Raw genomic sequence first — 14,807 nt, 5'->3', positions numbered from 1 at the left:
TTATGGAATAGGTACAGACACTAACAATATAGCTTTTCCAGAACCTAAATGGCAAGAAAAGGTTCCACAAATACGGTTAGAAAGTGTTAAAGAAGAGCCAAATGACACATTTTTGTCACAAATTGGCCATTTTACCCCTTTAAGAGTTAAACCTTTTAAATCAGAAAAACCGATAATACTAAACAAACATCCCTTAGGCAAATCATACGAACAAGGTTTTGACAAAACCGGCCAACCTTCTTCCAAACCGCTTGTCAACAACACTGAAATACCCCTTTCAGCCATCATCAACGCTTGCGTTATATGAGAAAGGCTGTGATCACTTCGCTCCCCTCCCAAAGCACCGCACAAAATAAGCTTTTTAGCGCCATTTTGCAGCGCTCTTTCACATGCCAGAGCACTATCTGTCATATCTTTATCAGAGGGAAAAACTTCACGCGGAACATGACTATATTGACGTATTAAATTCTCATCTGATGAATCAAAATCCCCTAACCACAACTCAGGCGTCGCATTAAGCGCTGCCGCATGACGCATACCACCATCAGCAGCAATTACCCGACTGTTTTGAATTTGATTAAGCAAACGATCAGTGATATGAACATCCCCATTTAATAATATCGTAAATGTTGTCATGCCATACTTTGCCTTTCACAAAATTTTCTTTACAGTGCATCTTTTTATAAGTGAGAGTCATTTTTTATAAACAAAAAGCATGATATAGCCAAACGAATCCTTATCTCTAATGCCTTTCTTAAAGAAACATACGATACAAAGATACAAATGCAATTTGCCAAATTACTCCGCAGAAATAATGTGCACCATGGTCCAACGCACCCCATTTTTCTTTTTCGCTCGTGCCTGTATAAAGCCACTCTCATAAGTTTAACGTTTCTCCTTTCGGCTTGTCATACACCACTTTCTCAAAATGATAGGCTTTCTTCCACTTCTTCTAAAACGATCAAACGTACCAACAACCACAATATCTATGTCACATTAAGCGCTCTGCAACACCCACGTATTCTGCAAATGTATGGTGGCGCTTATCATGATGCAAAACTTGAACACCTTTTAGCAAAGATTGTCCGTAAACTGGCAGTTGCATCACATAGTTCTCATCAAAGCTATTCTGTAACAATTTTAAACTCAGAAACTGTCAATGCCTTTGCGCTCCCCAATGGCTCGATCTACATCACTCGTGGTATGCTGGCATTAGCCAATGATTCTTCAGAAGTTGCAGCCATTTTAGCCCATGAGATAGCACATATCAGAGCCAATCATGGCATTTTACGCCTGCAAAAAGAAGCCCAATTAAAGATGACCAATCACATGTCTTCACGTCTTCTTTCTTCTATTGGCAAAAAACTTCATAACCCTATGCAAAACAAGCAACAACTCGCGCAATTTTCCCGCAATCAAGAGCTGGAAGCTGATTCCCTTGCACTCGAAATGCTCCAACAATCAGGATATGATCCATTTGCTTCACCGCGCTTTCTTCAAACAATGGAAGCCTATAGTGCTTTTCGTAATATCTCCGGCACCCAAAATGCCTCTCTAGATTTTCTAGCTTCTCACCCAACCACCCCTCAACGCATTCGGCTTGCGATAGAAAAAGCGCGTAAAATCAGTAAAGGGAATAGTACAATATCCGATCATGATTCTTTTCTCAAAAGCATTGATGGCATGATTTTTGGAGGAGGCTTTTATACAGGTTTTGTACGAGGCAACCAATTTATTCACCCACAATTGCGCATAGCTTTTTCTGTTCCAAATAATTTTACAATAGAACATTCAGCACACACTGTTTGGGCCAGTGGACCAGATAAAATTGCGATTCGTTTTGACGCTATTCCACATCCTGCTGAAATATCTGCGAGTGATTATTTGAAAAGCGGCTGGATTCTCGGGCTAGACCAATCATCTATCCGCCCCATCACAATTCAAGGGCTCCCCAATCAAGAATTTACGCGTCAAGGATTCCAAAGCCAAAGTTTACTTGGAGCACAGGCCTATGCTACCAATGATCAATGGCAATTTGATGTGGTTGCCATTCCATTCAACAACCACATCTTTCGTTTTTTGACGGCCGCTCCACATAATTCTCGAAATTTTGCAGAGGTTGCCCAAAAAACGCTACAAAGCTTTCATTCTCTTTCATCTTCACAGTTAAAAAAATTGCAGCCCTTAAAAATCCGTGTTGTTCGTGTTAAACAAGGAGAAACCGTTGCAAATCTTGCAGATAAAATGCAATACACACCATATAAAGAAAAACTCTTTCGCATCCTCAACGCCCTCTCACCAACGCAAACTTTACCCGCAGGTACCAAAGTAAAAATTATTACAGAATAAGCCTTTTTTCTCATCTGCTACAGTTTTAATTCTTTTCTATCTGTATCACGCCCTCCCCCTTAAAGCATATTCGAAAATAAGGAGGAACACTTTAAAATCCAATTTCATCATGCCTCTATAGGCCTCCGTGTGATACATATTTTCTCCAACTAACTCTGCCCCCTGTCTTCCTCTGTTTATCAGTAGCGCCCCCAAGGAGGCATATTCCTAAACAAATATGAACACCCCCTAAAACTGACTTCATCATATTCTCATATGCCCCCACTTAATATATTCTCTTTCCTCCTCCCCCCCAAAGCATTTCACTGCTTATATATCGTAAGCGTCTTCTGAATGAACCGTAAGGAGAGCAGAACGCAATTTTTGCAAAGCCCTAGCTTCAATTTGACGCACGCGCTCTTTCGAGATTCCTAACTTTTCACCCAAAACTTCGAGAGTCGCCCCCTCTTCATTTAAGCGACGAAAGCGAATAATTTCCAACTCCCGTTCGTTGAGAATTTGCAACGCATCGTAAAGCCACTGTGTACGCCGTTGACCATCGATGACTTGCTCAATTAAAGCATCAGGAAGAGGACTATCATCTACCAAAACATCCATCTTAGCAATGGGATTATCACTATTCTCAGAAACAGAAACACTCAAGGAATTATCAGAACTGGAAAAACGAAAATCCATCGTTTCAACATCGCGCACGGAAACGCCAAGCTTTTCAGCGATTGTGCGAAAAATATCCTGTTTTGACAAAGCACTATCATCTTGTATCAGTTTTGCACGCAAACGCCGAAGATTAAAGAAAAGTGCTTTTTGCGAAGAACTTGTTCCCCCTCGAACGATTGACCAGTTTCGCAAAATATAATCTTGAATAGAAGCGCGTATCCACCACGTTGCATACGTTGAAAAACGCACTTCCCGATCAGGTTCAAAACGTGCAGCTGCTTCCAATAGTCCCACATACCCTTCTTGGACCAAATCTCCCAATGGCATTTTGAAACGTTTAAAGCGATTAGCAATAGCAATCACTAAACGCATATGAGCCGCTGCAATTTGATGCATGGCATCATCATCACGTTTGTCTTTCCACCGCAGAGCCAAATCATGCTCTTTTTGTCGTTCAAGATAAGGTGCTTGCATAGCAGAACGCATCATATTACGTCCTAAGCTTTTGTCTGCATCGCTATAATTTTTGCTGCTTTTATAAACAGCATTTGAAAGATTACCCATAATAACCCCTTGCGATTAAAATTATCAAAATTGATTTGGCAACGACATCATTGTTCTTTGCTTAAAAAGAACGCAAAAGTTGTTAACTTCTGTACCTACTACTTTAACGTGTAATTTTATAATCGCAATTGTTTTTTTTACTGTCATGGCAAAACTTCTTGTCATAAGACACAATTTCACCTGCAAAATGCCTTTACAATATGCCTTTTAGCCTATGAAATATTTGAAAAAACTTTCTCTCCACTTTTCATGACAAAACAGCAAAAAAAAATAAAGTGATCACGCAAAACAAATGCTGTTTTTTGATAACCAATTCCGTTTCCTTTTAAATTGAAGAATTTATTTATGCTTTCAGCTTTACAATACAACTAATAAGTGTAATTTGCAAATATAAAGCATCTAAACTGAATGAAAACTGAATAAAAAAAGAATCATTCAAGTTTTAAAGGCGCAAAGAAACAGCAAAAAATGACAAGAGTGATTGAAGCAAACGCAACAAACGTGTTAAAGAAAGAGCACCATTATGAAATTGTCGCAAAAAGCTTTTGACCAGTGTCACACTGAGAAAGAAAATGATCATGGATAGCAAGATTGTTCAACAGAATGAGATTCTTCAAGATGATATTCTCATTGAAAAACACGGAAGGGGTAAATTTGAAGGTTTTCGTTTTTATGCCAACAAAAACAGTACCGATCAAATAGCTGAGAAGCAAATTTCAACAGAGAATGAGAATTTGATTCTTGCTTTTTCCAAACGCGCGACACGTTTTTGTGCTTGTGCAAATGGAGATTTTACCCTCAGTTCTGATGGAATTGTGCGCTGGATTGGTCAACCCGTAGGACAACTTGTAGCAACAGAAGATTTTTTCAAACCAAAACTGATTGTTTTAGCAGATGAACAACTCACGGGAGAATCCCGCAATAACGTTGTGAAGCGATTAGAACGCTTTGTCACCTTTCATTTTGAAACGACTTTAAAACCCCTGTTTGATTTGCGCAATGCTGATAATTTAACGGATTCAACAAACAGTCTTGCTTTACAACTTTTTAACTCTTTAGGGATTTTACCACGCCGCGAAGTTTTAGACATTGTCAAAAAACTTGCGCAAGAATCACGTGCCGTGCTTCGGCGTCTAGGCGTGCGTTTTGGCGCTTTTCACATCTATGTTGCCGGAATGCTTAAACCTGCTCCGGTTCAAGCCATTACTCTCCTGTGGAATCTTCAAAATGCGGGACAAGATCAAACTGGTTTGGGTGAAATTTTTTCAGCATTATCTGCTGGTCGAACCTCTTTGATTGTTGACCCTACCTATAACCGCCAATTTTATCAATTAGCCGGCTACCGAATCTTAGGACAACGTGCTGTACGGATTGATATTTTAGAACGTCTTGCCAATCTCATCCGCCCCGCACTTCATTGGAAACAAGGAAGTGATCCCAGACCCGATGGAGCCTATGATGGCAAAAGTTTTTTTGTTACACCAGCCATGATGTCCATTCTTGGGGCCAATGGAAATGATATGGAAGAAATCCTCAAAGGACTTGGTTATCAATCGTACAGCATAAGCAATACTGTTTTTGAACAAAATCTCTTTGCACACCAAGCCTCTTCCCCTGTCAATAGGACAATGCAAGATGTTCCTGCAGCAGAATGCGTTGGAAGTCAATGGCAAACAATAAGCGATTTAGAAACAACACGAGAAGAAAAAAATACCTCATACCCAAACACTTTATCCTCTGGTATTGAAAAACATCTCCATAAAACCAATCGCTTACCAGCAGCTGAACCTGTTGGGAATTTTGCCAAATCCCCTCGCTCTACAGAAGAAGGTAAAGTTATTTTATTATGGCATTATAAGCATCAATTTCACCACCACGCACAAAAAAAACATGATAAATTAGGAAATAAGTGGCAAAATAAATCGAAGAACGCTGTAAAAAAAGCGGAACACACAAATGAAAATTCCCCTCAAGAAGCACTATCACAAGCAAAACGCTCTCATAAGTTCCACAAATCCCAAGGAAAACATGCAAATCATAAGCCTTTTCACAAAGAAAAGCGCCTTAATCCTGATTCACCTTTTGCGAAACTAGCTGTACTACGCGATCAACTCACCAATCATAAAAACACGCACCCACTTTCCTCTAAAGAGAATTAAAGTAACAAATGGAGTTTGATCTTGACCCACGTAGTAACCGACAACTGCATTCACTGCAAATATACGGATTGCGTTGAAGTCTGCCCTGTTGATTGTTTTTATGAAGGGGAAAATATGCTTGTTATTCACCCCGATGAATGCATCGATTGTGGTGTTTGTGTGCCAGAATGCCCAGCAGAAGCGATTTTACCTGATACAGAACCAGGATTAGAAAAGTGGTTAGAACTTAATCTTCATTATGCAAACAAATGGCCTAATCTAACCACCCGAAAAGATCCCCTTTCTCAAGCAAAAGAAATGGATGGCGTTCCAAATAAATTAGAAAAGTATTTTTCAGAAAATCCAGGAAGTGGCGAAGAGTAATGATACAGTGTACACCCTCCTCCTTCAACGACTGAAAGACTTCTCTTGTAAAAATAAAAAAATCCTTAAGCGAAATGATTGATTCTTTTAAAGTTTGATGTTAGTGTTATTTTAACATGATCATCTTTCTAAGTATTTTTCTTTGCTTTTTACAGTAAAGCAATGTATTTTTTTTGGATTTAAAAGTACTCGGCTTTTATGCTCACTTAATTGGTACAATATACTTGGTTAAAGAAAACTCAACCCTCAGGTTTATAACCTGTTTTCCGATACATTTGTTGATCATAAGGGAGTAAACTAAAATATGGCATCCCAACATGGAACGTCTTCCAAGACCAAAGAATTTGCAACCTCTGAATATATCGTCTACCCTACACATGGAGTAGGACAAATTATAGCGATTGAAGATCAAGAAGTTGCAGGACATAAATTGAAACTTTTTGTCATTCATTTCGCGAAAGATAAGATGGATGTCAAAGTCCCCATTGCAAAAGCCCTTTCCGTTGGAATGCGTAAATTATCTGCTAGTGACTCTGTCGAACGTGCCTTAAAAGTTTTACGTGGAAAAGCACGTGTTAAACGGACCATGTGGTCACGTCGTGCACAAGAATATGATGCCAAAATCAACTCAGGAGATCTTATTTGTATCGCCGAAGTGGTCCGTGATCTTTTCCGCTCTAATCTACAACCTGAACAATCTTACTCTGAGCGCCAACTTTATACAGCTGCTCTTGAAAGAATGGCCCGCGAAATTGCGGTTATTAATAGTCTTTCTGAAACAGAAGCTATCAATCTCATAGAGATGCATCTCTCCAACAAGCCGGAACGCGAGTTTAAAACTGAGAGAGAAGAAACAGATGAAAACAGTAAAGCTGTCTACGCTGCATAATACACTCTCTCATCATAATGATGATATTTCGATAAAACCAGCGAAAGCTGGTTTTATTTTTTAACATCCTCTCTGCCCTTAAGGACAAAGTTTCTTAACCAGCGCCAATCTATAAACAATCTAACTTTTCGACAAATTCCTCCTTATTTTCTTTCTTCATAGATAACAAACTGATTAATCATCATAATCTAGCATTATTCATATTAAATTAGAATCTTGAATATGGTAAGATTACTCATTTCAAATTGCTCTCATGTTGAATTAATCAAATCACTTGCTTGTCAATCACAAGCGAGGCTGATCTGTGGGTAAAAACTGTACAAAAAGAGCAAGACACTGTCTCAAGCACCAAAGGATATACCGACATTGGAATCTGGCAAGATGTGTAAGGGGGCGGGACTTGATTTTTTATTAAGCGTAAAGATCATAGTGCCGTTTATACACTACACCGAGATTTTACCATTTACCCTTCTACAAAACCATTATAACATTCAAAAACGCCGTCATAAAATGGATAGCACAAATATTGAAAAATATTCCTTTTAAAAAACGCGTGACGGTACAACATAAGCATATTTTGTCGTGGGCGCTCTATTTTGTATGAGAAGCATTCCTCCTCATTAAAGAACGCGATAAAAAAAACATGAACTAAAACCATCATCTCCATTCTGTAAAAGGCATTCCAAATACTTTTGAAAGCAGTAACGCTCACTTAAAAAATAACAATAAAAATGAACGTTAGCATTGCCCTTTCAATTTTATATTTTTCCCAAATGAGGTTATATTCTCATTTCAGAGATTACGAGATATACGCAATATTCTTACTCCAATCGGACACATAAAATCTAGAATGATTCATAGAACTCTTAAAAGTCTCAATCTCTGTTTCAAACAAACCGCTAAAGATTGGATATTCTCAGCAGGAATTGTCCATATATCATCTTCAATCTGATCTTCACGAATATGACGCAAAGGATTAGTATGAACGCCTGTCAGGATAAGCAAACGCAAAGCCAGTTGTGTTATGTTTTGTGTTTTACAGAGTAACTGATAAAAAACCGGCACATCTCTCCAATCCATAGCTGGTCTATTTTACGTTTTATGACGTTGTTTCCCTAAAAGCGCGCATGCTTTTATCGTTGCTTGTAAATCAACATCAAAACCCAAGGCAACCGTATGTTTAAGACAAAGATTAAGACGCTTCAGTGCTGTCTGAGCTGTTCCAGCTTTTGCATGCCAAATGGGAGAAAGCGTATTGCGTATCTCAGTTTGCGTAATCTCTGAAACGGGCAGACAGCCTAATTTAGGGAGAATATAAAGGCGTAAGTGTAAAGACCAATCACAAGCCTCACCATCATTTTTTAATTCAGCTTTACGGCTTTCAAAAGCATCTAAAGCAATATTTTTTAAATAATGGAGATTGCGCATTGCCTCACGCTTTTGTTTCTCACGTTCTTTAATGGGATCACGCCCCTCACGTAAAACAGCCCGCCACCCAGTTGCCAATTCACGGGCTTGTTTTAAAGAAACATCTCTCAAGGCACCCAAGCCCATTTCGCAGCCCCCGGAAAGGTATAACGGTAAATCCATTGACACCACCCCCATCTCTTACGTTTGTGAAGAAGCAAGCCGGCACCATCGTTATATTTGTCAGCTCGTGGGTGTTGTGCTACAGCCCTTGGCTCTTAAGACAATTCATAAGAGTCCTTTCTTATACAAATTTTATCCACACACTCATCCCGCTTGTGACGTGCAAACGAGTGGTTTTGATTGATTCTAGATAGAGAGATTTGAAATGAGTGAATCTTACGTTATTCGGGGTTCTAATTCAATATGAAAACAGTGAATTATATATATAAATCAATATATTGTCTAGTAATGAACAGATAACAAAAAAAATCATAAACTTAGGTAAGCACCACCATAAAATCACTCATAAACCAGCTATGAACTGGAGAGTCGTACCGGCTTTGATAAAATACTTTGCTCATCCCCATACACAACACATTTGGTTTTAAGTTTACTTATTTTTACAAGCTGTTCGCAACAAATCCCTTATATTCACAAAAATAAGAAAAATATATGGACAATTCTTAGTTCAAAAATATGAAAAGACAGCGTGATATTCATAGAAAAGTCTCATGTACCTTTATCAATCAAAAGCACTAAAGATCATTGAATGTGTACACCTTCTGTCTTGTAACGGTTGTCTCTTTTCTGCTCATAAGAAAGCACGCTGGCATCAGCATACACTTAATCCCAATGTTACAACAATTCTTACATTTGAAAGTATTCATTATAGACATTTTTTCCTTTTTTATAGAGTTTTTACTCACATACCATCCCCACTTGTGACCGAAAAGCAAGTGATTGTCATTGATTCAACATGAGAGAAATTTGAAATGAGAAAATCCTACGATAGACCTTCCATTCAAGGCGCAAAACAACAAATGATCTTTATAAATCAATGTGATGTCGATCTCTATTTTTTTAAGGAGAATCACATGTCACAATATAAGCCTATAGACAACCATTGCCTTAAATATTCTCATAAAAAACACCGATATGCTTAAAGCCTTACATAGATCAACTGCCTTAAACGATGATATTTTACGGTCTAATAGGATTCTCTCTATAATCAATAAAGATTAAGTGCGATACAAAATGATTCTATTACTGAGCTAACTTATATCAATACCCAAGCTCTTAACGAAGTCATCATAAAAGACACTGATACAAGTAGCCCTTTATAGCCTCTCAAGAAAACAAGAAAATCATCTCCCACAATAGAATCATTTCTCTACGGCAAAACTTTATCCCACATATGTTCCCAAGAAAAAGCGAAAAACGCATCTTACCCAATGCATTCACTAATGAATCAAGAGAAACTTACCACTGAAAGAGATAAAACGCTAAAGTTTTAACCACTAAAACAGAACGTCCACGATACATCCCCTGTTCCACATCGATAGAAGACGATGCAAGAGAACCTCAACATTCACCTTAAAGCGAAAATGCACGCCCCAAGCGTGCATTGATCGATGAAATAAAAGAAGTTCACAACTCGAAAAGAAAGAAAACGCTAAAGTTTTAACCACTAAAACAGAACGTCCACGATACATCCCCTGTTCCACATCGATAGAAGACGATGCAAGAGAACCTCAACATTCACCTTAAAGCGAAAATGCACGCCCCAAGCGTGCATTGATCGATGAAATAAAAGAAGTTTACCACTGGAAAAGAAAGAAAACGCTAAAGTTTTAACCACTAAAACAGAACGTCCACGATACATCCCCTGTTCCACATCGATAGAAGACGATGCAAGAGAACCTCAACATTCATCTTAACGCGAAAATGCACGCCCCAAGCATGCATTGATCGATGAAATAAAAGAAGTTCACAACTCGAAAAGAAAGAAAACGCTAAAGTTTTAACCACTAAAACAGAACGTCCACGATACATCCCCTGTTCCACATCGATAGAAGACGATACAAGGGAACCTCAACATTCACCTTAAAGCGAAAATGCACGCCCCAAGCATGCATTGATCGATGAAATAAAAGAAGTTCACCACTGGAAAAGAAAGAAAACGCTCAGTCTTTAACCACTAAAACGGAACGCCCACGATACATTCCCGTTTTCAAATCAATGTGATGAGGACGACGTAATTCACCAGAATTTTTATCTTCGATATAAGTCGGCGCCTTCAGAGCATCAGCCGAACGGCGCATGCCCCTCTTCGCTGGAGAGGTTTTTCGTTTAGGTACAGCCATAAAAAGACACTCCAAATCCATTAAAACAGAAAAAGCAATGTCAAAAATGACAATGCTTCATTTAAAAACACCATAAAATTTTAAGATATTATACACTGATAAAAAAGAAGAGGCAATGTCAAAATGATCCTCCTCTTACTAAAAATGACCTTCTTGTTATCAAAAATGGTGTCACAATAATCAAAGGAATATCAAAAACACTGCAAAATTTGAGAATTTTATACACCAATGAAAGCTTTTTTATAAGACCTTCATTCAATTTTTATTTGGTTTAAAAAGGGATTTGCGCATACAGTAGAGATACGGATAAAAAGAGAAGTTGATTTTTAATAAAAAACGACGCCAATTTATGAAAACAAGAAAAAGCGACAACCTTTCTCTTTAAACTTCATAATTTCATTTTTGTAAAAACAAAGGAAGCAAGAATGCACGAATTTACCACCCTTCTTGCAAAACATAGAGACACCGTTGAAAAGCGGCTTGATACCCTGTTAAGTGATCAAATCCAAAATGGTGAAATTTCACGCCCTAAAAACTTAATCAAAGCCATGCGTTATGGTGTGCTGAACGGTGGAAAACGCTTGCGTCCTTTTCTTGTAATTCAAAGTGCTGCACTTTTTGATGTCCCTGTAGAACATTCTCTTGATGTTGCATGTGCCTTAGAATGTATCCATTGTTATTCGCTCATTCATGATGATCTTCCCGCTATGGATAACGATATACTCCGGCGTGGAAAACCCACTGTCCATGTAGCATTTGATGAAGCAACAGCAATTCTAGCAGGCAATGCCCTCTTAACATTTGCCTTTGAAATTATTGCTCATAAAGCTAGTATTTTATCTACAGATATTAGAATCAAGCTGATCACGTCTCTTGCACAATCGGCAGGGCTTGGCGGTATGTTAGGTGGACAAATGCTGGACCTTGAAGCTGAAAAAAGACCGCAAGAAAGTACTGACATTATCACTCTACAACACATGAAAACAGCAGCCCTGATAAGCTTTGCTTGCCAAGCAGGTGCCATCATTGGCAATGCATCTAAAGAATTAACTGAAAAGCTTACTGATTTTGGTACCTATCTTGGTTTAGCCTTTCAATTAACCGATGACCTTCTTGATGTCACCGCCAACACGCAAACCCTAGGAAAAACGGCTGGGAAAGATGAAACGGCACAAAAAGCCACTTTTGTTCATCTTTACGGCATTAAAGAAACCCAAAAAAAGCGAGATACACTCATCAGTAAAGCAGAAGCATTCTTACATCCTTTTGGCGCTAAAGCACTCCCCCTCCAACAAGCAGCACACTTTAGTGCAATACGCCAAAATTAAACTTCATCCGCCATATTGTACATAGTGTACACCATCATATTTATTGAATGCATAATAGACTTTTCAAAGAAACGTTACCATTAATCTCCATTATAGTCCTTATCATGAAATGGGTGCGACAAATCTTAAGAAGAATTTCATTAAAACAAGCCGCGTGAATTTATAACACAAATGCATTCTGGGTATCCTATTTTGCATGAAAAATGCCTTCCATTAAAGAATGAAAGAAAATGTGAAACAATGCGCAATCACTATGCTTTAAAAGATATTACAGTGGGTGGTGGTGCTTTAAAGCTGAATAAAAAACAACCGGAAAGAGGAAAACTCGCTTTCTCCTTTATGTCTTTAATCTTCTAACGATAAGGCAAAAGATAAACAGAATAAGTATAAAACCAGGCATTTTATAAACCCGCAAAAAACAATAAAAGAAGTACAATGCCCTCAGTAGAGAATCGTAATTTTTATGCCTTTCCACGCTATCTTGTTGTAGAAGATCAAATATGCTTACATTCTGTAAGTTCACTCGTGTATTGCTTGCTCTCTAAAAACACTTTTACAAAAGTGCTCGTTGTTTAGTTTAAGCATCATTTTTTTGAAGCTCGTATTTAAAATATCAGAAAAAAATGAACATAATGGCTATTTTGATTTTTATGCCACCCTCAAAGAACAAAGTCTTTTAACCTAATCTGCTCTGTAAACAGTCTAGTTTCCTACCGAGTAGGTTTCTCTCGCTTTCCACGCATGCGATTCACTTAAACTAAAGACGCAATAAACAAGACTTAAGAATATTCACCATGCACTTAATACTTAATGTATCAAACAGGCTACCTTCACCACCCCTCAAATGACAGTATGTTACGGCATAACAGGATAAATAAAACCACTAATTTCAATAGAACGAAAAACCAAAGCAGTATTATTACCGATCTCTCTTTTCTTAGCAAGAAAGATATAACACATTGATTTATAATGATAATTCGTGGTTGTTCAACTTGAATAAGAACCCTGAATATCATAAGATTCTCTCATTTCAAATCTGTGTATGTTAAATCAATCAAAATCACTTGCTTGCACGTCACAAGCGGGAAAAGCCGTGTGGGGCAAAACATCAAAGAAAAGACTAAAAAAATGCCTCTTATGAACCGTCTTAAAAGCCAAGGGCTGTCCGCAACATTAGGGGCTAGCAAAGTGAATGATTGTGTCGGCATGCTCCTTCAAAAGCAGAAACATTTTTATTTACAAAAGTGTGTAATAACTTCAATTGAATAATAATCATGATCACTGTACAACTTTAATTCGTCACACTCTTTATCTCGTTTATTCAATTCATCGCATAAAAAGAGAATTGATAAGATTAAACAGAGAATGATCATTGCAACAGAAAGATAAAGAAAATCCTTATTATTATATATAATAGCGCAATCTAATTTGTGATAAGTAGTTTTTTCAATCCAAGTGCAAATTTCCTCCTTCAAGTGAAATTTTCTTATTAAAATGAAGAGCATCATTGTAAGTGAGCCTATACCTGTTGTAAAAGCTGGAAAATATGTCCACCTTTTGAAGCCATAATAAAAAAACATGCAACATGGCCAAGAAAATGCCGCGATTATCAAGAGTATTATAGCCATTTAATATCCTTCGAGAGAATTTTTCTCACTACCCATTAAATGTCATTTGTAAATTCTTCTTGGTTTCATCATGTCATATATCGTGTTTAGCTCTATGCAAAAACGCGCTATTTGTTTAGTATTGTCATCATGACCAGCTCTCATACTAGACACAAGGTCAATAATTTGTGTTGTTGGGCTAATACCATTTCCACTTGAAGAATTAAGAAATTTTTTCGCATAATCAATCATGGGGTCGGTAGAATTCATAGACATATTATAAGCCCAAATAAAATCGCTTTCTCTCCAATTATAGTCATTCCGCAAACTGCTTATGACATTGGGTAGCATTGCCCATGACATCTCCTCATTATAATCACCGCGCAATAAATTAACAAAACGTCCACATAAAACAATCAGTATGTGACGATGCCATATAATATCAAATTTGGGCGCTATATTCTGATAGCCACGGCTATAGACGAAATTTCTTGCTTGTTCCTGCTTTTGAAAATGTTCAAAAGCCTCGTATTTTTCACTTATATATTCTTCGTAAAGGTTATTGTACTGCTCTAGACTATCTACGCGCGTACATCCCAACAACACGGATACAAAAAAAAAGAGTTATAAATGTTACAATATGCGTTATGGATAACGATTTCACCGCTTTATCTTTTAATAACTACAATTTGTACAGCCTAACAGATTCCTATCAAATATATCAATATGTGCTGGTTTCTTGTAGCTTATTTATAGCAAATTGTACTCAACAATATTTCTGTACTTGATTTTATTCCCTCTCAAAGAGGGGGCTGTCATTCAAAGTTTCCATAGATAAGTTTATTATCTAGATTAAGAGTATTTTCTAACATCAGAAAATACAAAGCTAACGCCACAACCAAAGAGAAAATACTCAAAAATGAGCTATAATGAGAATGAAAAATGTAAGAAAATATCTCAACAAGATGATTGATATTTTAAAGGAGGCAATGGTAAAATCCGCTAAATATACCAACAATAAAATAGATCATCAAAATATCAAAATCGATCATAAGGGAATTCTTATGAGGACAGGCTATAAATTGTCCGACTGTTTAAATTAGCTCTAATGAGATAAA

General features: G+C 37.5%; 9 protein-coding genes and 1 pseudogene. 5 read left to right on the top strand and 5 right to left on the bottom strand.

Features of this window, described 5'->3' with window-relative positions; all coding sequences use genetic code 11:
- Positions 1–636, bottom strand: coding sequence for a thiamine diphosphokinase (locus ACFIKN_RS05565; RefSeq protein ID WP_273790494.1), 636 nt, complete (start codon positions 634–636; stop codon positions 1–3).
- A 147-nt stretch (positions 637–783) separates the two neighbouring features.
- Here ACFIKN_RS05565 and ACFIKN_RS05560 point away from each other — a divergent pair, with 147 nt between their 5' ends.
- A complete protein-coding gene (locus ACFIKN_RS05560) occupies positions 784–2,349 on the top strand; it encodes a M48 family metalloprotease (protein WP_375658031.1) in 1,566 nt (521 codons plus the stop codon).
- A gap of 309 nt (positions 2,350–2,658) precedes the next feature.
- Here the strand turns inward: ACFIKN_RS05560 and ACFIKN_RS05555 are convergent, their stop codons facing one another.
- Positions 2,659–3,570 (bottom strand): RNA polymerase factor sigma-32, encoded by a 912-nt coding sequence (locus tag ACFIKN_RS05555; RefSeq protein WP_015856975.1) that lies wholly within the window; start codon positions 3,568–3,570, stop codon positions 2,659–2,661.
- Between the two features lie 578 nt (positions 3,571–4,148).
- Between ACFIKN_RS05555 and ACFIKN_RS05550 the strand changes: the two genes are divergently transcribed.
- The 3 genes from ACFIKN_RS05550 to ACFIKN_RS05540 all read left to right on the top strand — a co-directional run bounded on the left by ACFIKN_RS05550 (position 4,149) and on the right by ACFIKN_RS05540 (position 6,981).
- On the top strand, positions 4,149–5,729 hold the full coding sequence (locus tag ACFIKN_RS05550) for a hypothetical protein (protein ID WP_375643252.1): 1,581 nt from the start codon (positions 4,149–4,151) through the stop codon (positions 5,727–5,729).
- Positions 5,730–5,750: 21 nt separating this feature from the next.
- Positions 5,751–6,092, top strand: a complete 342-nt coding sequence (gene fdxA, locus ACFIKN_RS05545) for a ferredoxin FdxA (RefSeq protein WP_273790498.1) — start codon at positions 5,751–5,753, stop codon at positions 6,090–6,092.
- Positions 6,093–6,396: 304 nt separating this feature from the next.
- Positions 6,397–6,981, top strand: coding sequence for a CarD family transcriptional regulator (locus ACFIKN_RS05540; RefSeq protein ID WP_273790499.1), 585 nt, complete (start codon positions 6,397–6,399; stop codon positions 6,979–6,981).
- A 906-nt stretch (positions 6,982–7,887) separates the two neighbouring features.
- On the opposite strand, the pseudogene ACFIKN_RS05535 reads toward ACFIKN_RS05540, so the two are convergent.
- Both ACFIKN_RS05535 and rpmF read right to left on the bottom strand, forming a co-directional pair.
- A pseudogene (locus ACFIKN_RS05535) lies at positions 7,888–8,609 on the bottom strand (tyrosine-type recombinase/integrase); the annotation flags it as partial.
- Positions 8,610–10,574: 1,965 nt separating this feature from the next.
- Complete coding sequence (rpmF, locus tag ACFIKN_RS05530) at positions 10,575–10,754, bottom strand: 50S ribosomal protein L32 (protein WP_005774555.1); 180 nt, start codon at positions 10,752–10,754, stop codon at positions 10,575–10,577.
- A 425-nt stretch (positions 10,755–11,179) separates the two neighbouring features.
- On the opposite strand from rpmF, the gene ACFIKN_RS05525 reads away from it, so the two are divergent.
- Positions 11,180–12,082, top strand: a complete 903-nt coding sequence (locus ACFIKN_RS05525) for a polyprenyl synthetase family protein (RefSeq protein WP_273790503.1) — start codon at positions 11,180–11,182, stop codon at positions 12,080–12,082.
- A gap of 1,670 nt (positions 12,083–13,752) precedes the next feature.
- Here the strand turns inward: ACFIKN_RS05525 and ACFIKN_RS05520 are convergent.
- Positions 13,753–14,289, bottom strand: a complete 537-nt coding sequence (locus tag ACFIKN_RS05520; RefSeq protein WP_375658030.1) for a hypothetical protein — start codon at positions 14,287–14,289, stop codon at positions 13,753–13,755.
- Positions 14,290–14,807: the final 518 nt, after the last annotated feature.

Source organism: Bartonella sp. CL436QHHD (assembly GCF_042195105.1).
Classification (GTDB): domain Bacteria; phylum Pseudomonadota; class Alphaproteobacteria; order Rhizobiales; family Rhizobiaceae; genus Bartonella.
This window is presented reverse-complemented; position numbering and strand designations above follow the sequence as displayed.